The organism is Amycolatopsis sp. NPDC101161 (assembly GCF_044768185.1).
Taxonomy (GTDB): domain Bacteria; phylum Actinomycetota; class Actinomycetes; order Mycobacteriales; family Pseudonocardiaceae; genus Amycolatopsis.
Window position 1 is genome coordinate 1 of record NZ_JBIWPI010000007.1, and the last position, 19,834, is coordinate 19,834.

The 19,834-nt window shown below is 72.9% G+C and carries 19 protein-coding genes; 9 read left to right on the plus strand and 10 right to left on the minus strand.

The genetic code is table 11. The annotated features are described in order from the left end of the window. Positions 1–329: 329 nt before the first annotated feature. Positions 330–1,517 carry an amidohydrolase gene (locus ACIRSS_RS42795; protein ID WP_400905951.1) on the plus strand — a complete coding sequence of 396 codons (1,188 nt, stop codon included), beginning with the start codon at positions 330–332 and terminating at the stop codon, positions 1,515–1,517. Positions 1,518–1,600: 83 nt separating this feature from the next. Here the strand turns inward: ACIRSS_RS42795 and ACIRSS_RS42800 are convergent, their stop codons facing one another. From ACIRSS_RS42800 to ACIRSS_RS42825, 6 genes are all read right to left on the minus strand, one after another. Beyond that, on the minus strand, positions 1,601–2,497 hold the full coding sequence (locus ACIRSS_RS42800; protein ID WP_400905953.1) for a TauD/TfdA dioxygenase family protein: 897 nt from the start codon (positions 2,495–2,497) through the stop codon (positions 1,601–1,603). Next, positions 2,494–3,807 (minus strand): LLM class flavin-dependent oxidoreductase, encoded by a 1,314-nt coding sequence (locus tag ACIRSS_RS42805; protein ID WP_400905956.1) that lies wholly within the window; start codon positions 3,805–3,807, stop codon positions 2,494–2,496. Before ACIRSS_RS42805 ends, ACIRSS_RS42800 begins: the two co-directional genes overlap by 4 nt. After that, positions 3,804–4,646 carry an ABC transporter permease gene (locus ACIRSS_RS42810; protein ID WP_400905959.1) on the minus strand — a complete coding sequence of 281 codons (843 nt, stop codon included), beginning with the start codon at positions 4,644–4,646 and terminating at the stop codon, positions 3,804–3,806. The genes ACIRSS_RS42805 and ACIRSS_RS42810 overlap by 4 nt, the downstream gene beginning before the upstream one ends. Then, positions 4,643–5,416, minus strand: coding sequence for an ABC transporter ATP-binding protein (locus ACIRSS_RS42815; RefSeq protein ID WP_400905962.1), 774 nt, complete (start codon positions 5,414–5,416; stop codon positions 4,643–4,645). Before ACIRSS_RS42815 ends, ACIRSS_RS42810 begins: the two co-directional genes overlap by 4 nt. Further along, complete coding sequence (locus tag ACIRSS_RS42820) at positions 5,413–6,432, minus strand: ABC transporter substrate-binding protein (protein WP_400905965.1); 1,020 nt, start codon at positions 6,430–6,432, stop codon at positions 5,413–5,415. Before ACIRSS_RS42820 ends, ACIRSS_RS42815 begins: the two co-directional genes overlap by 4 nt. A gap of 102 nt (positions 6,433–6,534) precedes the next feature. Next, positions 6,535–7,752: an ROK family protein gene (locus tag ACIRSS_RS42825; RefSeq protein ID WP_400905968.1), complete on the minus strand. Its 1,218-nt coding sequence runs from the start codon at positions 7,750–7,752 to the stop codon at positions 6,535–6,537. A gap of 91 nt (positions 7,753–7,843) precedes the next feature. On the opposite strand from ACIRSS_RS42825, the gene ACIRSS_RS42830 reads away from it, so the two are divergent. Both ACIRSS_RS42830 and ACIRSS_RS42835 read left to right on the plus strand, forming a co-directional pair. Next, positions 7,844–8,179 (plus strand): ArsR/SmtB family transcription factor, encoded by a 336-nt coding sequence (locus ACIRSS_RS42830; RefSeq protein WP_400905971.1) that lies wholly within the window; start codon positions 7,844–7,846, stop codon positions 8,177–8,179. 1 nt (position 8,180) lies between these two features. Continuing rightward, positions 8,181–8,660, plus strand: a complete 480-nt coding sequence (locus tag ACIRSS_RS42835) for an SRPBCC family protein (RefSeq protein ID WP_400905973.1) — start codon at positions 8,181–8,183, stop codon at positions 8,658–8,660. On the opposite strand, the gene ACIRSS_RS42840 is transcribed toward ACIRSS_RS42835, so the two are convergent. Further along, the gene (locus ACIRSS_RS42840) at positions 8,629–9,597 is read right to left on the minus strand and encodes a helix-turn-helix transcriptional regulator (protein WP_400905976.1); all 969 of its coding nucleotides are present in this window, start codon (positions 9,595–9,597) and stop codon (positions 8,629–8,631) included. The two genes, ACIRSS_RS42835 and ACIRSS_RS42840, sit on opposite strands and share 32 nt — an antisense overlap. Before the next feature lie 62 nt (positions 9,598–9,659). On the opposite strand from ACIRSS_RS42840, the gene ACIRSS_RS42845 reads away from it, so the two are divergent. From ACIRSS_RS42845 to ACIRSS_RS42860, 4 genes are all read left to right on the plus strand, one after another. Then, entirely contained in the window at positions 9,660–10,775 is a 1,116-nt protein-coding gene (locus ACIRSS_RS42845; RefSeq protein ID WP_400905979.1) for an epoxide hydrolase family protein, read from the plus strand. A gap of 56 nt (positions 10,776–10,831) precedes the next feature. Further along, a complete protein-coding gene (locus ACIRSS_RS42850; RefSeq protein ID WP_400905981.1) occupies positions 10,832–13,828 on the plus strand; it encodes an ATP-binding protein in 2,997 nt (998 codons plus the stop codon). 31 nt (positions 13,829–13,859) lie between these two features. Beyond that, a complete protein-coding gene (locus ACIRSS_RS42855; protein WP_400905984.1) occupies positions 13,860–15,059 on the plus strand; it encodes an FAD-dependent monooxygenase in 1,200 nt (399 codons plus the stop codon). A gap of 77 nt (positions 15,060–15,136) precedes the next feature. Then, on the plus strand, positions 15,137–15,346 hold the full coding sequence (locus tag ACIRSS_RS42860; RefSeq protein ID WP_400905986.1) for a DUF2945 domain-containing protein: 210 nt from the start codon (positions 15,137–15,139) through the stop codon (positions 15,344–15,346). Here ACIRSS_RS42860 and ACIRSS_RS42865 read toward each other — a convergent pair. Then, positions 15,343–16,227: an NmrA family NAD(P)-binding protein gene (locus tag ACIRSS_RS42865; protein ID WP_400905989.1), complete on the minus strand. Its 885-nt coding sequence runs from the start codon at positions 16,225–16,227 to the stop codon at positions 15,343–15,345. The two genes, ACIRSS_RS42860 and ACIRSS_RS42865, sit on opposite strands and share 4 nt — an antisense overlap. A 102-nt stretch (positions 16,228–16,329) precedes the next feature. Between ACIRSS_RS42865 and ACIRSS_RS42870 the strand changes: the two genes are divergently transcribed. Then, positions 16,330–16,875 carry a TetR/AcrR family transcriptional regulator gene (locus ACIRSS_RS42870; RefSeq protein WP_400905992.1) on the plus strand — a complete coding sequence of 182 codons (546 nt, stop codon included), beginning with the start codon at positions 16,330–16,332 and terminating at the stop codon, positions 16,873–16,875. On the opposite strand, the gene ACIRSS_RS42875 is transcribed toward ACIRSS_RS42870, so the two are convergent. Beyond that, the gene (locus ACIRSS_RS42875; protein ID WP_400905995.1) at positions 16,859–17,983 is read right to left on the minus strand and encodes a helix-turn-helix domain-containing protein; all 1,125 of its coding nucleotides are present in this window, start codon (positions 17,981–17,983) and stop codon (positions 16,859–16,861) included. The genes ACIRSS_RS42870 and ACIRSS_RS42875 overlap by 17 nt on opposite strands. Positions 17,984–18,292: 309 nt before the next feature. On the opposite strand from ACIRSS_RS42875, the gene ACIRSS_RS42880 reads away from it, so the two are divergent. Then, positions 18,293–19,426: a YncE family protein gene (locus ACIRSS_RS42880; protein ID WP_400907766.1), complete on the plus strand. Its 1,134-nt coding sequence runs from the start codon at positions 18,293–18,295 to the stop codon at positions 19,424–19,426. On the opposite strand, the gene ACIRSS_RS42885 is transcribed toward ACIRSS_RS42880, so the two are convergent. Next, entirely contained in the window at positions 19,421–19,834 is a 414-nt protein-coding gene (locus ACIRSS_RS42885) for a DUF5655 domain-containing protein (RefSeq protein WP_400905997.1), read from the minus strand. The two genes, ACIRSS_RS42880 and ACIRSS_RS42885, sit on opposite strands and share 6 nt — an antisense overlap.

Consider the following 19,834-nt stretch of genomic DNA (forward strand, 5'->3'; position numbering starts at 1 on the left):
CCGCTATGCCAAACGCGCTGCTTACTACCAGGCCGAGCTGACCATCGCTGCGATTGTGCTCTGGCTCCGATGACTTACAGGACAGCTCCTAGCCGCGGCCACGACCCGGCCGGCTCCGGTGTGGAATCGGCCGGGTCGGGTAGTTCCATGCCCGCTCCGCTGCGATCCGCCCGGCGCCTCGGCCGGTGGCACCTGCTCGGCGCGGCCGCGTTGAACGGGACGTACCCGATCCGGTGGTAGTCGCGCAGCGCTTCGAGCCCCGGCCGAAGTCGGCCGGGTGAAACACCCCCGCTGGTGTGACCGTACGTGGTAGGGGTATTCCGGTGGGCATGGAGTGGCACGAAGAGCTGCACGAGCGCGCCGACGAGCGGGTCGGCGCCCTGGCGGACCGGCTGTGGGCGGTCGCGACCGCGCTGCACGAACGGCCGGAACTGTCCTATGAGGAGCACGCGGCCGCCGAGCGGCTGACCGCGGAGCTGGCCGCCGACGGGTTCGACGTGGAGACCGGCGTCGCCGGGCTGCCCACGGCGTTCGTCGCGCGGGCGGGGAGCGGGCGCCCGTGCGTGGCGCTGCTGATGGAGTACGACGCGCTGCCCGGGCTGGGTCACGCGTGCGGGCACAACCTGATCGCCGCGGCCGGCCTCGGTGCTGCGCTGGCGGCGCGCGAGGTGCTGGCGGACGGCCCGGGCTCGCTGCTCGCCGTCGGCTGCCCGGCCGAGGAACGCGGCGGCGGCAAGGTGGCGCTGGCCGAGGCGGGCGTCTTCGACGACGTCGACGCGGCCCTGATGGTCCACCCCGGCGTGCACTCGTGGTCGTGGGCCCCGCTGACCGCGCAGGTCGAGCTCAAGGTGACCTTCCACGGCCGCGCGGCCCACCCGACCGGCGACCCCGAGGCCGGCGTCGACGCCCTGGCCGCGTTGATCCAGGCGTTCGGCGCGGTCTCGGTCCTGCGCCAGCGGCTCCCGGCGGGGGCGCACGTCCAGGGCATCATCACCCACGGCGGCGAGGCCACGAACATCGTCCCCGACCGCGCCGAAGGCCGCTTCGGGCTCCGCGCACTCACGACCGACGCGCTGGACCGCCTGGCCGAGGACGTCTCGACGTGCGCGCAGGGCGCGGCCCTGGCGACCGGCGCGAAGGTCGACGTCGAACGCCTCGGGAGCGGCTACTCGCACTTCCGCGACAACCCGGTGCTGTCCGAGCGGTTCACCGAGCACTTGGCGGCGGGCGGGATCCACGCAACCCCGCCCGAGCCGGGGGTGTTCCTGGGCTCGTCGGACATCGGCGACGTGAGCGTCCGGGTCCCGGCGATCCACCCGTTCGTGGCGATCACGGCGGAGGAGTACTCCGACCACACGGCGGAGTTCGCGGCGGCCGCGGCGAGCCCGCGCGGCCGGTCGGCGATGCTCGCGTCCGCGGCGGCCCTGGCCCGGACGACGATCGACCTGCGCACCCACCCGGCGTTGGTCAGCCGGGCGTGGGACTGCTTCCGCGACCTGGAGCGCAACGGCCGCTGACGCGTTGTCGTAGCACCGTTTCCGGCCCGCCGCCCGCAGCAATCCCGTCCGGGCCCGGGCACCCGGGCCCGGACGGGACCCGGCTAGGCGACGGAGGTGTAGTGCGAGGCGTCGCCTTCGAGCGATTCGCTCGCCCGTCCGTCGACGCCCACCGGGACGTCGCCGGCCACCGTGACGCGGTTGAGGCGCCGGGGGAGGCCGTCGTAGTTGTCGATCGCGTAGTGCTGGGTGATCCGGTTGTCGAACAGCACCAGCTGGTTCGGCTCCCACGCCACGCGCACGACGTTCTCGGGCCGCGTCACGTAGGACTGCAGCAGCCGCAGCAGGTCCCGCGACTCGCTCACCGACAGGCCCTCGATCCGCTGCGCGAACCCGCCGATGAACAGGCCGCGCTCGCCGGTCGCCGGGTGCACCCGCACCACCGGGTGCACCGTGCGGTACTTGCGCGAGACGAACTGGGCCCGGCGCGCCTGCTCCTTCTCGTCCACCGTCTCCGGCGGCTGGACGTAGTCGTAGTCGTTGGTGTGCACCGCCCGCAGCGTGTCGGCGAACGCGCGCAGCGGCTCCGGCAGGTCCCGGTAGGCCGCGGCCGCGTTGGCGATGAGCGTCTCCCCGCCGTAGGGCGGCACCACGAGGCTGCGCAGCGTACTGGCCTTCGGCGGGTTGAGCACGAACGTGACGTCGGTGTGCCAGTGGTTGGCCCGGCCCAGCTCGCTGTCCACCGGCAGGATCGTCGGGGCGCCGTCGACGGCGGGCACGGTCGGGTGCGCCTTGGTCAGCTCGCCGAAGCGCGCGGCGAACCGCTGCTGGCCCTCGTCGTCGAGCTCGGTGTTCCGGAACACCAGCGCCTTGTGCTCGTGCAGGGCGTCGGCGAGGAACGCCACCTGGGACGCGTCGAGATCCCCGGCCGGGTCGAGGCCGATGATCTCGGCGCCGATGTTCCCGGTGATCTTGCGGACGTCGGTGCTGATCGCGGTCATGCGGGCTCCTTGACTCGGTTGCGGTTGACGGGACGCGCGAGGCCGTAGTGCTCGCGCAGGGTGGTGCCGGAGTACTCGGTGCGGAAGAGCCCGCGCCGCTGCAGCTCCGGGACGACGAGGTCGACGAAGTCGTCGAGCCCGCCGGGCAGGGTGGGCGGCATGACGTTGAAGCCGTCGGCGGCGCCGCCGGTGAACCAGGCCTCCAGCTCGTCGGCGACCTGGACCGGCGTCCCGGCGAAGACGCGGTGCCCGCGCCCGCCCGCCAGCCGCTCCAGGAGCTGCCGGATGGTGAGGTCCTCGCGGCGGGCCAGCCCGACGACCAGCTCGAACCGGCTCTGGCCGCCCTCGGTGAAGCTGCCGACGTCCGGCAGCGGACCGTCGAGCGGATAGCCGGTCACGTCGTGGTCGAGCATCTTCGACAGCTGCCGCAACCCGTAGTCCGGGGTGATCAGCGCGTTCAGTTCGGCTTCGCGTTCGCGGGCCTCGGCCTCGGTGCGGCCCAGGATGGGGGAGATGCCGGGCAGGATCTTGATCTCGTCCGGCGTCCGGCCGTACTTGGCGAGCCGGCCCTTGACGTCGTCGTAGAACGCCTTGCCGTCGGCGAACGTCTGCTGCGCGGTGAACACGGCTTCGGCGTGCCGGGCCGCGTACTCCTTGCCGGTTTCGGACGAGCCCGCCTGCACGAGCAGCGGGTGGCCCTGGACCGGGCGTTCGATGTTGAGCGGCCCGCGGACCTGGAAGTGCTCGCCGTCGTGCGCGATGGCCCGGATCCGGTCGGTGTCGGCGTAGACGCCGGTCTCGCGGTCGACGACGGCGGCGTCGTCGTCCCAGCTGTCCCACAGCTTCTTGACCACCTCGATGAACTCTTCGGCCCGCTCGTAGCGCGCCGAGTGGGCCGGCCGCTTGGCCAGGTTGAAGTTCCGGGCTTCGTCGACGCCGGCCGAAGTGACGATGTTCCAGCCCGCCCGGCCGCCGGAGAGGTGGTCGAGCGAGGCGAACTTGCGCGCCAGGTGGTAGGGCTCGTTGTAGGTCGTCGACGCCGTCGCGATGAGTCCGATGTGGACTGTGCTCGCCGCGAGAGCCGACAGCAGCGTCAGCGGCTCGAAGTGACTGTGGGAGTTGTGCTTGACGTTGCCCCACAACGCGACGCCGTCGGCGAGGAAGAGCGAGTCGAGCTTGCCGCGTTCGGCCGTCCGCGCGATGTCGGCGTAGTGCTGCAGCGTCCGCGCCCGGTGCGGGTCGGTCGACGGGTGCCGCCAGGCGGCTTCGTGGTGGCCGTTCGGCATCACGAACGCGTTGAGGTGCATCATGCTTTCTCCTTGGGACGCCAGGTCGAGAACCGCCGTTCGAGGACGACGAAACCGGAGTTGACGAGCACGCCGAGCACCGAGACGGCGATGATCCCGGCGTACATCTGCTGGATCTGGAAGTTCACCTGGCTGGTGTTGATGAGGTAGCCGAGCCCGGCTTTCGCGCCGACCATCTCGGCCGCCACGAGCACCAGGATCGAGTAGGACGCCGCCATCCGGATGCCGGTGAAGACGGTCGGCACGGCCGAGGGCAGGATCACCTTCCGGAACAGCCGCGGGCCGGCCACCCCGAGCGAGCGGGCCGCCTTCACCAGCAGCGGGTCGACGGTGTTGACACCGGCGATCGTGTTGAGCAGCACCGGCCACACGCAGGCGTAGACGACCAGGGTCACCTTCGACAGTTCGCCGATGCCCAGCAGCAGCGTGAACACCGGGAGCAGCGCCAGCGCGGCGGTGTTGCGGGCCAGTTCGAGCAGCGGCTGCAGGAAGCGCGCGACCGGCCGGTACCAGCCGATCAGCAGCCCGAGCGGCACGGCGACCGCGACGGCGATCGCGAAGCCGGCGGCCGACCGGCCCACGCTGGCCAGTAGGTGGTCGGCGAGCTGGCCGTCGAGGACGAGGTCCCAGAGCGCCTGCAGGTCCTCCGACAGCGGCGGGAGGAAGGTGCGGGTGCCCTCGTCGAGGACGAAACGCGGGACTAGCTCCCAGAGCGCGGCGAACAGGACGACCGCGGCGGAGGCGTGCACCGCCCGGGTGAGCGTCTTCGTGAACCGGCGCGGCTTCGCCGGTGCGGCCGGGGATCCGGTGTGGACGGCCGGGGCTTCGAGCGTGGTGGTCATCCGGCCGCGCTCCGTTCGTGTTCGGCCGCCTTGCGGACCTCGTCGTGCAGCAGTTCCCAGAGCCGGTGCCGCTGCCGCCCGAACGCCGGGTCGGACCGGACGTCCCCGGAGCGGTCGCCGAGGTCGATGTCGACGACGGCCTTGAGCCGCCCGGGCCGGGACGTCAGCACGGCCACCCGCTGTCCCAGGTAGACGGCTTCGTCGATGCCGTGGGTGATGAAGACGATCGTCTTGCCGGTGCGGCGCCAGATCCGCAGCAGCTCGTCCTGCAGCTGCTCGCGGGTCTGGGCGTCGAGCGCGGCGAACGGCTCGTCCATCAGCAGCACGGCGGGGTCGTAGGCGAGGCTGCGGGCGATCGCGACCCGCTGCTTCATCCCGCCGGACAGCTCGTGCGGGTAGCGGTCCTCGAAGCCGGAAAGCCCGACCAGGGAAAGGTATTCGCGGGCCCGCTCGGCCCGCTCCCGCTTGCCGAGCGCGCCGCCTTCGAGGCCGAACTCGACGTTGGAGCGGGCGGTGCGCCACGGGAACAGCGCGTACTGCTGGAAGACGACCCCGCGGTCGAGCCCGGGTCCGCGCACCGGCTCGCCGTCGATGAGCACCTCACCGGAGGTCGGCGTGGTGAGGCCGCCGAGCAGGTCGAGCAGCGTCGACTTGCCCGAACCGCTCGGCCCGACCAGCGCGAGGAAGGTGCCGTCGGCGACGTCGAGGGAGACGTCGTCGAGTGCGGTCAGGGCGCCGAACGTCTTGGTGACCGACCGGATGCCGATCACTTGGTCACCGCCGGCGCGCCGTCGCGGTAGGGGTTGTACTCGTTGGTGTACAGCTTCGCCGGGTCGATCTTGTCGCCCTTGATGTAGCCCTGCTGCTTCAGCCACGGCTCCCAGAGCGTGAAGTCCTTGTCGGCGATGAGGCCGCCGCGGGTGACCCCGACGCTCTTCCAGTACTTGAGCGTGTCGGTGTTCTCGTTGCGGCCGCGGGCCTGGATGATCTTGGTGAAGCGGGCGATCACCTGCTCGCGCGGGGTGGTGCGCTCCCACTCGATCGCCTTGGCCACGGCCGAGACGAAGATCTTCGTCGTCTCCGGGTTCTTCTTGATGAAGTCGGTGCGCAGCACGTACGGGCCGCCGTTGTACGGCCCGAACGCCTGGACGTCGCTGAAGAGCGACCGGACGCCGCCCACGGCGAGGGCGTGGTCCTGCAGGATCCCCTGCAGCGCGACGACGTCGAGCTGGCCGTTGCGCAAAGCCTGCTCGGCGTTGACCGGCGGGATGACGACGAGCTGCACCTGCTTGACCTCGTCGTCGGACAGGCCCTGACCCTTGAGCCAGGTGTCGAGCGCGGCCTCGAGGTTCGCGCCGGCGGTGTTGACGCCGACCTTCTTGCCGATCAGGTCGCGGGCGGTCCGGATCGGACTGTCCTCTTTGGTGTAGTAGCCGATGAACGCCTTGTCGTCGGAGCCGTAGTAGTTGACGACCGCCTTGACGGGCGCGCCGGCTTCGACGAGCTTGACGACCGCGCCGGTGAAGGCGCCGCCGAAGTCGGTCTGGTCGGTGGCCGCGGACTGGATGTCCTGCGGGCCGCTGATCGTGTTGCCGACCCACTTCAGTTTGACCGAGCCGAAGTAGCCCAGGTCTTCGGCGAGTTCGGGCAGGGTCACGGCGTTGGCGCTGCCCTGGTAGCGCAGTTCGAGTTTCTCCGGCTGCCCGGGCGTGCCGGTCGCCGTCGCCGACGCGCACCCGGCGAGCAGGAGCGCGGCGGCGGCCAGGAGGGGCAGGGTTTTCTTCACGGTGGTTTCGTCCGTTCCGCCGAGTCGGTGGGGATGCACCGATTGTTCGGGCCCGCCGGCCGGACGGTCAATTTTGCGAGTTCGTGAAATAACTCCGGTGATTCACGAGGCGTGGGACAACCGGGTGAGAAGCGGACCGAGCGGGTCGTCGTAGAGTGCCCGCAGGAGCACCGCGCCGCCCGCGGTCGCCAGCTCGGTGCCCGGGAAGCTCGTCGGCACAACGGTTTCCGCCGGATCGGCGCAGGTCCGCGAACGCTCGCCGACCTCGTCCCGGATGGCGGGAAGGCAACCGGGCACCTGGGCTACACTCCGGTCGACCACGACGAGCACGGCCGGGTTCAGGACGTCGAGCAGCAATGCGGCGGCCTGTCCGATGAGCCGCGCGCGGTCGTGGAAAACCCGCACCGCCGCGGAATCGCCGGAAGTCGCGAGCGCGAGCAATTCCGGGAAGTCCGGCCGTGTGATGAGCCCGCTTTCCGCGGCTTTGCGCGCCAGCGTCGCTTCGGACACCGTGGCTTCGAGACAGCCGGTGCGCCCGCAGCGGCACGGTTCGGCGCTGTCGTCGACCGGCAGGTGCGCGACGGCTCCCGCGGCCGAGCGCGGCCCGTGGTGCACGGTGTCACCGGTGGCGAACGCGGCGTCGACGACGTTGCCGGCGAAGAGCTGAACAACGCTCTCGCGCGCTTTCGTGTGGCCGAAGAGGCGTTCGCCGTGCACGAGGGCGCGCGCGTGGCCGTCGACTTCGACGGCGAGGCCGGTACTGCCGGCCAGCAGATCGCGCACCGGCACGTTCTTCCAGCCGAGCAGCGGGTGTTCGACGACGGTGCCGGATTCCCGGTCGACCCAGCCCCCGGTGGCGACGCCGAGCCCGAGCGGCTCGCGGTCCGGGGCGTGCCCGAGCAGCAGGTCGTCGAGGATCTCGGCGGCGCGGGCGAGGAGGTCTTCGGCGCCCAGGCCGTCGTGCGGTTCTTCGTGCTGCACCAGGACGTTCCCGCGCAGGTCGAGCAGCGCGACGGTCGCGTGGTGCACCGCGAAGTGCACCGCGCCGGCGACGTGCCGTCCGGTGTCGAGGTCGACCGGCACGTGCGGCCGGCCGACGCTTCGCCTTCCGGTTTCCGGGAGTTCCCGCAGCAGCCCGCGCCGGAGCAGTTCGGCGGTGTGCCCGGTGACGGCGGCCGCGGACAGCCCCGTCCGCCGCGCGACGGTGCTGCGCGCGATCGGCCCCTCGTCGAGGATCGCTCGCAGGACGGAACTCGCGCCGGCACTGCGCCGGGCGCCGCGCGCATCCGTCCTCTGTGGACCGTCGGCCGCCGCCGTCATGGCCCGATGGTGGCAGACGCGGCGGCCGGAGCCCAGCGTGCCCAGGATGCGGGCTCTTGACGCATACCCATATCGGCATATGATGGGTCGCGTGGCACGAGCAGCGACGACCGCCGACACCTTCAACGCCGTCGCCGAACCCCGGCGGCGGCAGATCCTCGACGTCCTCATGGGCGGCGAACGGTCCGTCGGCGACCTCGTCGACCTGCTCGGCCTCGCCCAGCCGCAGGTGTCGAAACACCTGCGCGTGCTGCGGGAGGTGGGTGCCGTGGACGTGCGCGGCGACGGCCGGCAGCGGCTCTACCGGCTCAACGGGCCCGCGCTCAAGCCCATCCACGACTGGGTGAAGCGCTACGAGCGGACGTGGGCCGGACGCTTCGACCTGATGGACGAAGTCCTCGAAGAACTCAAGGAACAGGAGCAGTGACGTGGAGATCACCACCCCCGCCGACGACCAGATCCTGATCACGCGCGAATTCGACGCGCCCAAGCACCTCGTCTACCGCGTGTGGACCACGCCGGAGCTGGTGCGGCGCTGGTGGAGCGGGCACCGCGGCACCACCACCGAAGTCGAGCTGGACCTGCGCCCCGGCGGCCGCTGGCGGTACGTCATCAAGTCCAACGCCGGCGCGGAGGTCGGCTTCCACGGCGAGTACCGCGAAATCGTGCCGGACGAGCGGATCGTCTACACCGAGGTGTTCGAGATGCCCGGCGTGGACCTCGACTCCGTGGACGGCCCGCTCAACACCGTCACCTTCACGGCCCTGGACGGGGACCGCACGCGGCTCGAACTGCTGACCGTGACCGGCAGCAAGGAACTGCGCGACACGATCCTCCAGTCCGGCATGGAGGTCGGCGTCAAGGAGCAGATGACGATCATCCAGGAGCTGGCGGACTCCCTGCGCTAGCCGCGCGCAGGAACCGTTCGCCCGTCTTCGCCAGCTCGGCCGCCAGGTCCGGCGCGTCGAGCACCTCGAAGTCGACCTCGAGGAGCCCGAGGTACAGCCCGAGCATCTGCGCGTTGTCGGAGCCCACCTCCGCGACGCACCGGTCCGGCCCCTCGGGCGTCACCTCGACCGCGAGCGGGAGCCGGGCCCGGACGTACGCGTCGGACGCGTGCAGGCGGACCTTCGCGTGGAACCGCCAGGTCGCCGCGCCGACGCTGCGCTGGACGAACTGCGCGACGTCGCCCTCGGGCGGCTCGCGCGGGGCGAAGCGCGGCCCGTTCGGCACCCTCGGCGTCATCCGGTCGACGCGGAACGTGCGCCAGCCGTCCCGCGCGGTGTCCCACGCGACGAGGTACCAGCGCCGGCCCCAGCTGACCAGCCGGTGCGGCTCGACGTCGCGGCGGCTCGCCGCGCGGGTGTGGCTCGTGTAGTCGAACCGCAGCCGTTCGCCGGCGCGGATCGACGCCGCGATCGCCGTCAGCACGTCCGCGTCGACGGCCGGGCCGTCGCCCGGCACCGCGACCGTCGCGGCCTGCAGCGCGTGAACCCGGTGCCGCAGCCGCGACGGCAGCACCTGCTCCAGCTTCGCCAGCGCGCGCACCGACGTCTCGGCGATCCCGGCGACGCCGGTGGCCGTCCGCAGCCCGACCGCGACGGCCACCGCTTCGTCGTCGTCCAGCAGCAGCGGCGGCAGCTGCGCGCCCGCGCCGAGCCGGTAGCCGCCCTGGACGCCGGGGGCGGCCTCGACGGGGTAGCCGAGGTCGCGCAGCTTCCCGACGTCGCTGCGGACGGTCCGCGCGGTGACGCCCAGCCGCTCGGCGAGGTCGGCGCCGGTCCAGTCGCGCCGCGTCTCGAGCAGCGACAGCAGCCGCAACAGGCGGGCGGAGGTCTGCAACATTCTTCGAGGATGACATGAATCGCGGAAGGAAGTCTTCCGCAATGGCTCCTAACGTCCTGGTCATGACGAACCCCTTCCGCATCGAGATCCCGCAGCCCGACCTGGACGACCTGCACCGCCGCCTCGCCGAGGCCCGGTTCGCCGACCCCGTGCCCGGCGACGAGCCGGACTGGTCGCGCGGCATCCCCACCGCCGCCGTGCGCGAACTGGCCGAGTACTGGCGCGACGGCTTCGACTGGCGCGCGCAGGAGGCCGCGATCAACGCGTTCCCGCAGTTCACGACCGAGATCGACGGCCAGGTCATCCACTACCTGCACGTCCGGTCGCCGCGGGCCGACGCGCTGCCGCTGCTGCTCACCCACGGCTATCCCAGCTCCTTCGCCGAGTTCCTCGACGTCATCGGGCCGCTGACCGAGCCGGGCGCGGACGCGTTCCACGTCGTCGTCCCGTCGCTGCCCGGCTTCGGGTTCTCGACGCCGCTGAGCGGCCCGGGCTGGGAGCTCGCCCGGACGACGGACGCGTTCGCCGAGCTGATGACGCGCCTCGGCTACGACCGCTTCGCCGCGCAGGGCGGCGACATCGGCGCCGGCGTCACCGGACGGCTCGCGGCGCTGTACCCGGACCGGGTCGTCGGCACCCATGTCAACAGCGACCGCGGCACGATCGCGCTCGCCGGCGAGCAACTTCCGTTGCCCGAGAACCTGTCCGAGGCCGAACAGTCCGAATTGGACGCCGCCCGCACGGCGTGGCGGGCCGGCCGCGGCTACCTCGACCTCCAGTCGCACAAGCCGGAGACGATCGCGGCCGCGCTCACCGACTCCCCGGTCGGGCAGCTGGCGTGGATCGCGGAGAAGTTCCAGGCGTGGACCGGCGCCGGCGTCGACCGCGACCGGCTGCTGACGAACGTGAGCCTGTACTGGTTCACCCGCAGCGGCGCGACGGCCGCCCGGTTCCTGTACGAGGCCGCGCACTCCGGCCACGGCTGGCTGGCACCGTCGGACGTGCCGGCCGGCTGGGCGGTGTTCGACAGCTCGCCCGTCGTGCGCCGGATCATGGACCCGGAGGAGAAGATCGCGCACTGGTCGGAGTTCGCCGAAGGTGGCCACTTCGCGGCGATGGAAGAGCCGGAGCTGCTGGTGGACGACATCCGGGCGTTCTTCCGCGGCCTGCGGCCGTGAACGCCCGGTTCACCGAAAGCTGACCGCCGGACGCCGCGGTGAGCCAGAATCAGCGCGTGCAGTTCGCGATTCTCGGGCCGGTCGAAGCCCGCCGTCCCGATGGGACCGTCGTCGCCCTCGGTGGTCCGCAGCTTCGCGGGTTGCTCGCGCTGCTCGCGCTCGACGCCGGACGCGTCGTCAGCGCCGAGCGGCTCATCGACGGCCTGCACGGCGACCGCCCGCCCGAGGGTGCCGCCGAAGCGCTCCAGTCGCAGGTCTCGCGGCTGCGGCGCCGGCTTCGGGACGGCGGTGCGCCCGACGGGCTCGTCGAGTTCAGCCCGGCCGGGTACCGGCTGGCCGTCGACCCCCGGGACGTCGACCTCCACCGCTTCGAACGGCTCACTGCCCAGGCAAGGGAAACGCCCGATCCGGCCAGGAGACGCGAGCTGTTCGCCGAGGCGCTCGCGCTGTGGCGGGGGCCGGCGCTCGACGGTCTCGCCGACCCGCCCCGCGCCGCCCGCCTCGCCGAACTGCGCCTGGCCGCGACCGAGGACCGCGTCGAAGCCGACCTGGTCCTCGGCCGCCACGAAGAGGTCGTGGCCGAACTCCGGGAGCTGGCCCGGGAACACCCGCTGCGCGAACGGCTCACCGCCCAGCTCGTGCGCGCCCTGCACGGCGGCGGCCGCTCGGCCGAGGCCCTCACCGTCTTCGCCGAGACGCGGGAGCGGCTCGCCGACGAGCTGGGCGCCGACCCGTCGCCGGAACTGGCGGACGCGCACGCCGCCGTCCTGCGGGCCGCCGCCCCGGCTCCGGCCCGGCGGGTCCCGGTGCCGCTCACCGGGTTCGTCGCCCGGACCGAACTCGACCAGCTGAAGAAGGCCCTCGGCGCCGCCCGGCTCGTCACGCTCACCGGACCCGGCGGCGCGGGCAAGACCCGCCTCGCCATCGAAGCCGCGACCGGCGACGCCTGCTTCGTCGAGCTGGCCGCGACCACCGACGTGCCCCGGGCCGTGCTGACCGCGCTGGGCCTGCGCGAACAGGGCGTGCTCGCCCCGGGCGCGGCCGAGGACCCGGCCGACCGCCTGGCCACCGCCCTCGCCGACCGGCCGCTGCTGCTCGTCCTCGACAACTGCGAACACGTCGTCGCCGCGGCCGCGCGGCTCGTCCGGCGGCTGCTCGCCGGGTGCGCCGGCCTGCGCGTGCTCGCCACCAGCCGCGAACCGCTCGGCCCCACCGGCGAGACGCTGGTGCCGGTCGGGGCCCTGCCCGCCGACGCCGCCGCGAGGCTGTTCGCTGACCGGGCTGCGGCCGTCGCGTCCGGCGAGGAGCCCGACCCGGCCGCGGTGACGCGGATCTGCGCCGCCCTCGACGGCCTCCCGCTGGCGATCGAGCTCGCGGCCGCGCGCCTGCGGTCGCTGTCCGCCGCCGACGTCGCCGCCCGGCTCGGCGACCGCTTCCGGTTGCTCTCGCGCGGCGACCGGACCGCCGAGCCGCGGCACCGGACGCTGCGCGGCGTCGTCGAATGGAGCTGGGACCTCCTCGAACCGGACGAGCGGCGGCTCGCGGGCCGGTTCGCGGTGTTCGCCGGCGGCGCGCGGCTCGGCGCGGCCGAGCGCGTCTGCGCCGAACCCGACGCCGACGTCGTGCTCACCGGACTGGTCGAGAAGTCCTTCGTCGGGTTCGACGGCGGCCGCTACCGGATGCTGGAGACGATCCGGGCGTTCTGCGCCGAGCACGGCGACGACCGGCGCGCGGAGCACGCCAAGTACTTCCTCGACCTGGCCCGCGCCGCGGAACCGAAGCTGCGCGGCGCCGAGCAGTTGACGACCCTCGACGCCCTGACGGCCGAGCACGCCGACCTCACCGCGGCGCTGCGCTGGAGCACCGCCGAAGACCCGGAGACCGCGGTCCGGCTGATCGCCGCCCTCACCTGGTACTGGTGGCTGCGCGGCCGCCGCGGCGAGGCGACGCCGTTCGCGGACGCCGTCGTCGCCGCGTTCGGAGCCGAGCCACCGCCCGGGCTGGCCGAGGAGTACGTGGTCTGCCTGATCCACGCGTCGCGCACCGACGTCGAGCCGGAGCCGATCCTGCGGGAGCTCGACGGGCCGCTGCGCCACCCTTACCTCTTCCTGCTGTGGGCGTTTTCCCCGCACACCAAGGTGAAAGACGGCGAGCGGCTGGCCGCGCTGGTCGGCGACGACCCGTGGTCGCGCGCGTTCACGCGCATCGGGGACGGACTCGGCGCCCAGTACCGCGGCCGGATCGCGGAAGCCGAGACGCACTTTTCCGCGGCGTTGAACGGGTTCCGCGCCCTCGGCGACCGCTGGGGTGCGGCGAGCGCGCTGGAGAAGCTCGCCGAGTTCGCGGACTGGCGCGGCGACCACGTGCGGTTCCGGGAGCTGATGGACGAGTCCGTCCGGCTGGCCGGCGAGCTGGGTTCGTTCGAAGACGCCGCCGACCTGCTCTGCCGCCGCGCCGACGGCGTCCTGCGGGCCGGCGACGCCGAAACCGCCCGCGCCGACTACGAAACCGCCGCCGAACAGGCCCGCGCGGCCGGGACGCCGGTGACGCTCGCGCGGGCACGCGGCGGCCTCGGCGAGATCGCGCGGCGCGCGGGCGACCTGGCCGAGGCGCGGCGCTGGTACACCGCGGCCGTCGGCCTCGCCGCGGGCCCGGTCACCGGCGGCGAGACGCGGATCCGGCTCCACACGGGCTTCGGCTGGACGGCCGCCGCCGAGGGCCGGCTCGACGAGGCGACCGAACTGCACCAGGAGGCGCTGGCCACCGCCCTGGAGCACGCGAACCTGCCGGGCGCGGCCCAGGCGATCGAAGGCCTGGCCGGCGTCCTCGCCGCGCGGGAGGAGGACGAGCGGGCCGCGTTCCTGCTCGGCGTCGCGGTCGGGTTGCGCGGCGCGCCCGTCACCGGCGACCCGGACGTGGCGGGCGTGACCGACCGGGTGCGCTCGCGCATCGGCGCCGAGGCGTACGGCAGGGCCTTCGAGCGCGGCCGCGAAATGCCGCCTGATCAGGCGTTGAGCGAGTTCGGTCAGCGGCGGTTCGCGCTCGGTTCGTGAGCGGTCAGCGGCCGCGCCCACAGTCCGGGGCATGACGAAGACGATCCTGATCTCCGGCGCCAGTGTCGCCGGCCCCGCCCTCGCCTGGTGGCTGCACCACCACGGCTTCCGCCCCACCGTCGTCGAGCGCGCGCCGAGCCTGCGCGACGGCGGCTACAAGGTCGACATCCGCGGCGTCGCGGTCGACGTCGTCCGCCGGATGGGCCTCCTGGACGAGGTGCGCGCGGCGAGCACCGACATGCGCGGCGCGGCGTTCGTGAACAAGCGCGGCAAGGAGGTCGCGACGCTGGACGCCGACACGTTCGGCTTCCGCCACGGCGACGACACCGAGATCCTGCGCGGCGACCTGGCGAAGATCCTCTACGACGCCACTCGCGAGACCACCGAGTACGTCTTCGGCGACTGGATCACCGGCCTGGACGAGCGTGCGGACGGCGTCCACGTGACCTTCGCCCACGGGGCGCCGCGCCGGTTCGACCTGGTCGTCGGCGCCGACGGCCTGCACTCCGGCGTCCGCGCGCTGGCGTTCGGCCCGGAGGAGGACTTCCTGCGCCGGTTCGACGCCTACGTCTCGATCTCGACCGTGCCGAACACCTTCGAGCTGGACCGCTGGGAGCTGCTGCACTCGGCGGCCGCGGGCAAGATGGTGAACGTCTACAGCACCGCCCGCGCCGCCGACGCGAAGGCGGCGTTCTGGTTCAGCGCGCCGCCGCTGACCTACGACCGCCGCGACGTCGACGGCCAGAAGGACCTGGTCGCCGCCCAGTTCGCCGGCCTGGGCTGGGAAACCGCCGCGTTGCTCGACGCGATGCGCGAAGCGGGCGACTTCTACTTCGACCCGGTGTGCCAGATCGTCATGAACCGCCTGTCCGCCGGCCGCGTGACCCTGCTCGGCGACGCGGGGTACTGCCCCTCGCCGGCGTCGGGGCAGGGAACGAGCCTGGCGCTCGCGGGCGCGTACGTCCTGGCGGGCGAGCTGGCCACCGCCCCCGATTCCGGGGTGGCGCTCGCCCGGTACGAGAGCGAGATGCGGCCCTACATCGAGAAGAACCAGGCCCTGGCGAAGGCGGCGTTGCGCGGGATCATCCCGCAATCGCGCGCGTTCGCGTGGTTCAACACCCGGATGATCAAGCTGATGCCGTACCTCCCGGGCCGCAACCGCGTCCTGGAGCAGATGGCCCGCCCGATCCGCGAAGCGGCCGACGCCTTGGTGCTGAAGGAGTTCCCGTGACCGGCGGCCGGCCGTCGTCCATTCGGGACGCATACCCGCCCCGATCACGGGTATCCGCCCCTCAGGAGGTGGTTCTCGTGAGCAAGGACTTCAAGAAGGGCGACCGCGTCCGCTGGGACGCGGGCAACCAGAGCTCCGCCGGGACGGTCGAGGAGAAGATCACCGAGGACACCCACGCGGGCAAGCGGGACGTCAAGGCGTCGCCGGAGGAGCCGCAGTACCTCGTGAAGAGCGAGAAGTCCGGGAAGACCGCGGTGCACCACCCGGACAAGCTCCACAAGGCCTAGCTCTTCGCCAGGTGCTTTTCCGCCCACTCCGCGAACGTCGTCAGCGGGATGCCGAGCGCGCGGGCGAATTCGGGACGCGCGGGGTGGCCGACCTCGTTCTGCCACTCGTGCCGCACCGCGTAGGCGGGCGCTCCGGCCGCGATCGCCTCCTCGGCGGTCATGTCCGGCGCGGTCAGCTCGACGCCGAGCGCGTGCGAGAGGACCTCGGCGACCCGCGTCATGGTCATCCGCTCGCTCGCGAGCTCCAGTTCGACCCCGTCGAAGCGCGCCGGGTCCGCGAACGCCGCGGCCGCCGCGGCGCCGATGTCGTCCACCGCGACCAGGGCCAGTTCCGTCGTGGGCTTGACGGTGGTGACGAGCCGGCCGTGGGGCAGCAGGAACGACGGCGGCAGGAAGTTCTCCATGAAGAAGCCGGGCTTGAGCAGCGTCCAGTGCGGGAAACCGGCGTCGCGGACGCGGTCCTGGATCGCCGTCTTCGTCTCCAGGTAGTGCTCCATCGACGCCCAGCGCCCTTCGGCCCAGCCGGGCACCGACCGGTGCTGCCCGGCGCCGGACACGGAGGTGTGCACGAACTGCGGCACGCCGGCTTCGCGGGCCGCGTCGACGAGGTTGCGGCCTTGCACCCACTCGGAGTCGCCGTCGAGGTTCGTCATGTCGGGCATCTGGATCGAGAACACCCCGCGCACGCCCTTCACGGCCGGGGCGAGGGAGGCGGGGTCGTGGAGGTCGCCTTGCACGATTTCGGCGCCCGACGCGCGCAGAGCCCGCGCCTTCTCCGGGTTCCGCACGAGCGCGCGGACGGGGATGCCGGCCTTCAGGAGGGCGCGGGCGGTGGCGCCGCCTTGCTTGCCGGTGGCGCCGGTGACCAGGACGGGGGACATGGGGACTCCTCGGGACGATAAGTGGCGGGGCCCGCCACTTCGCGGTCGCTACACTAGCCACTAAGTGGCGGCCCCCGCCACTTCCTGTTCCGGAGGTGGTCCGTGCCGCGGTCCGACGCCCGCCGCAACTACGCGCGCATCCTCGCCGTCGCCGAGGAGGAGGTCGCGGCGCGCGGTGCCGACGCGTCGCTGGAGCAGATCGCCCGGACGGCGGGCGTCGGCTCGGCGACGGTCCGCCGCCACTTCCCGACCCGGCCGGCCCTGCTGGAGGCGGTGTTCCGGCGGCAGGTGGACGCGCTGGCCGAGCGGGCCCGGTCGCTGGAGGAGGCCGCGGACGCCCGCGAGGCCCTGCTGGAGTGGTTGCGCGCGTTGACGACCTACTCGGCGTCGGCCCGGGGGCTGGCGACGGCGCTCGTCCGCGACGAGGAGTCGATGGCCCACGCCTGCTCGGCGACGATGACGGAGGCGGCCGAGCCACTGGTCCGCCGCGCCGCCGACGCGGGCGCGGTCGGCCCGGACGTGACGGCGGCGGACCTGATCGCGGTGGTGACCGGGATAGTGCTGGCGACCGAGCACCACCGCGACCCGGCGGCCGAGGCGCAGCGGTTGCTGGAGCTGGCCGTGCGGGGCATCAGCCCGCCGCGGTGAGCCAATGGTGCAGCGCCCACCAGGACCGCACCGCGTCCAGCACCCGGCCGCCCGCGTTTTCCGTCAGCGGCAACGGGGTCAGCTCCGCCAGCCGGTCCAGCCGGTACCGGACCGTGTTCGGGTGCAGGTGCAAGGCCTCCGCGGTCGGGCGCAGGCGCTGGCCGTGGTCCAGGTACGCGAGGGCCGTCGCCGCCAGTTCCCGGTGGAACGGGTTCGCGGGGTCCAGCGCGCCGAGCAACTCCGTCGTCAGCAGACCCGCCAGCAACGGCTGGGCCGTCACCGCGATTTCGCCCGCCAGCGCCGTCAAGTCGTGGTACCCGCGGCCGGCGATGCGCGCCGCCGCCGTGCAGAGCCGGTGGACCTCCCGCAGCTCCGGCAGCGCCGCCGGGGGCGACACGACCAGCAGAACACCGTCCCCGAGCGCCACTCCGGCCGGTGAGCGCGCCGCCAAGCCGGTCAGCCTGCCCTCGACCAGGCCGTACACCCCGCCGAACTCCAGCAGTGCCTGCTCCAGCGTCCGCGCCTGGGCCGGGTCGCTGACGTCGGAGACCACGCAGAAGTACCGCACGTCGGGATGCAGTCCCGCCCGCCGGAGCTCTTCGGGCGCGGGCGGGTGGCCCGAGTGCAGCAACGTCCGCAGCAGCTGCGTCCGCGCGTCGCGCACGGTGCGCGACAGCTGGAGCTCGGCCGCGTGGTAGCCCTTGACGATGTGGTGCTCCAGCGCCCCGGTGTAGCGGTCCGCGTCGAGGACCGTTTCGAGGATGAGCTCGTCCGGCACGCCCGCCGCCCGGGCGCGCTCGACGGCGACGCGGGCCGCGTGCGTGCGGCCGGCCTGGACCCCGCGCAGCAGCGCGGTGAGCGGGACACCCTGCGCCGCGCGGTCGGCGCCCAGCGCCTCGGCAGTGGTGTAGTCCTCTCGCGCGGGCCCGTCCGGGCTCGCCGTCGCCCGCAGCGCGGCCGAGAGCAGGACCTGGATGTGGCGCCGGTTCTCGGCCTCCGGCAGCCGCGCGACCTCGGGCGACTCGCTGCGCGCCACCTTGACCAGCTCGTCCAGCACGGCCTCGTCCGCGGCCAGGTCGTCGAGGATCCGGCGGAGCAGCGGCGTCACCGGGCACCTCCCGAAACCGTTGTGGCACCGCCACAACCCGGCACCGGCGACGTTGGGCGCGCGACCCTACCGGACGGGCTCCGGTGCCCGGTTATCGTGGCAATACCGGACAGTAACCCCTGTCCGGCGCAAAAACCACCGCCGCACCTGTTCAGCGTCGAAAGGTGTCTTGTCGTGCGCACTTCCCCGAGAACCCGCCGCCGGCGGTCCTACCTCTCGCGCCTGGCGTACCTGACCTCCGCCGTCGCCCTGCTGGCGACCGGCGCGGCGGTGCCCGCGACCGGCGCGCCCGCGGCGCTGCGGGAGGTGATGTTCGTCGGCAACAACTGGGACGGGACGGCCGACGTCATCGCCTCGAGCGGCTCCTTCGCGAAGATCGGGCGCGTCAACATCATCCCCGACAAGGACGACCGGCTCCGCGAGATCTACCTGAACCCGATCAAGCTGGCGTTCTTCCTCGGCATCCGCAACGGGCCGGGGGAGGGGCACGACCAGTTCGTCGACGACATGTACACGACGCCGGACGGGACGTCGGTGGTGGCGTCGCGACCCAGCTTCGCCGACGTCGTGTCGATCAGCCTCAGCACCGGCCGGATCAACTGGCGCTTCCCGGTTTCCGGGTTCCGCGCCGACCACATGGCGGTCTCGCCGGACGGCCGCCGCGTCGCCGTCTCGGCCTCGACGTCGAACACCGTGCACGTGCTGGACATCGTGACCGGGCAGCAGGTCGGCTCGTTCGCCACCGGCGACAAGCCGCACGAGAACGTCTTCACCGCCGGCGGCCGGTACCTGTGGAACATGTCGATCGGCAACGTCGACACGAACCTCGACGACCCGGGCTGGGACTTCACCAAGGGGGACCGGCACATCACCGTCGTCGACGCCACGACCTTCCAGCAGGTCAAGGTGATCGACATGCGCTCGCGGCTCGACGCCTTCGGGCGCCACGACCTCTCCAACGCCGTGCGGCCGGTCGCGTTCACCCCCGACGAGTCCAAACTGTATTTCCAGGTGTCGTTCTTCAACGGCTTCCTGGAGTACGACGTCGCGGCCGACAAGATCACCCGGGTCAAGGAGCTGCCGAAGAACCCGGCCACGAGCGACGACCGCACCACGTTCGTCAACGACTCCCGCCACCACGGCCTGTCGATGAACCCGGCGGGCACCAAGCTCTGCGTCGCCGGGACGATGGACGACTACGCCACGGTCGTCGACCGGGCCACGCTGCAGCAGGGCACGCTGGTGCCCGCGGTGAAGCCGTACTGGGCCACGGTGAGCGGCGACGGCAGCGCGTGCGTCATCTCCGAGGCCGGCGCGGACCGGGTCACGGCGATCGACTTCGCGACGGGGCAGAAGCTGGTCTCGGTGCCGGTGGGCGACCACCCGCAGCGGGTCCGCCTCGGCCACGTCCCCGACGGCTGGACCGGCCCGGCCGGGTCATGAGAAGTCGTAGGCGAGCGTGAACCAGCCGCGGACTTCGTCGTCCACATCGGACACTTCGCGCAGCTTCAGCTGGTGTCCCACCCGGGGCCCCGACGCCCACCGCGCCGGGGCGATCCGGGCCGTCTCGACGGGCCGCGGCAGGAACAGGTAGACCAGGACGTCCCGCGAGCGGGGCCGGAGCTCGGCCAGCTTCCGGTCCCGCTTGAGGAACACCCCGACCTTGACGGCGTCCTCGTGGACGTCGCCGAGCGTCCGCAGGTGGCCGAGGACGGCGTCGTAGATCGCGCGGAACTTGGGGTCGCGCCCGGCGAACGTCTCCTCGACCGTGCACCCCGGGACGCAGGTGTGGCCTTGGCCGGCGCGCGCGAACTCGCGGTCGCAGCGCGGGCACGTCCAGCGGGTCGCCAT

Excerpts from the sequence above, each read along its gene's own strand:
- ACIRSS_RS42805 (WP_400905956.1), bottom strand. The coding sequence starts at position 3,807 with ATGATGCACCTCAACGCGTTCGTGATGCCGAACGGCCACCACGAAGCC.
- ACIRSS_RS42800 (WP_400905953.1), bottom strand. The coding sequence starts at position 2,497 with ATGACCGCGATCAGCACCGACGTCCGCAAGATCACCGGGAACATCGGC.
- ACIRSS_RS42795 (WP_400905951.1), top strand. The coding sequence starts at position 330 with ATGGAGTGGCACGAAGAGCTGCACGAGCGCGCCGACGAGCGGGTCGGC.
- ACIRSS_RS42855 (WP_400905984.1), top strand. The coding sequence starts at position 13,860 with ATGACGAAGACGATCCTGATCTCCGGCGCCAGTGTCGCCGGCCCCGCC.
- ACIRSS_RS42865 (WP_400905989.1), bottom strand. The coding sequence starts at position 16,227 with ATGTCCCCCGTCCTGGTCACCGGCGCCACCGGCAAGCAAGGCGGCGCC.
- ACIRSS_RS42840 (WP_400905976.1), bottom strand. The coding sequence starts at position 9,597 with ATGTTGCAGACCTCCGCCCGCCTGTTGCGGCTGCTGTCGCTGCTCGAG.
- ACIRSS_RS42880 (WP_400907766.1), top strand. The coding sequence starts at position 18,293 with ATGTTCGTCGGCAACAACTGGGACGGGACGGCCGACGTCATCGCCTCG.
- ACIRSS_RS42825 (WP_400905968.1), bottom strand. The coding sequence starts at position 7,752 with ATGACGGCGGCGGCCGACGGTCCACAGAGGACGGATGCGCGCGGCGCC.
- ACIRSS_RS42885 (WP_400905997.1), bottom strand. The coding sequence starts at position 19,834 with ATGGCGACCCGCTGGACGTGCCCGCGCTGCGACCGCGAGTTCGCGCGC.
- ACIRSS_RS42845 (WP_400905979.1), top strand. The coding sequence starts at position 9,660 with ATGACGAACCCCTTCCGCATCGAGATCCCGCAGCCCGACCTGGACGAC.
- ACIRSS_RS42810 (WP_400905959.1), bottom strand. The coding sequence starts at position 4,646 with ATGACCACCACGCTCGAAGCCCCGGCCGTCCACACCGGATCCCCGGCC.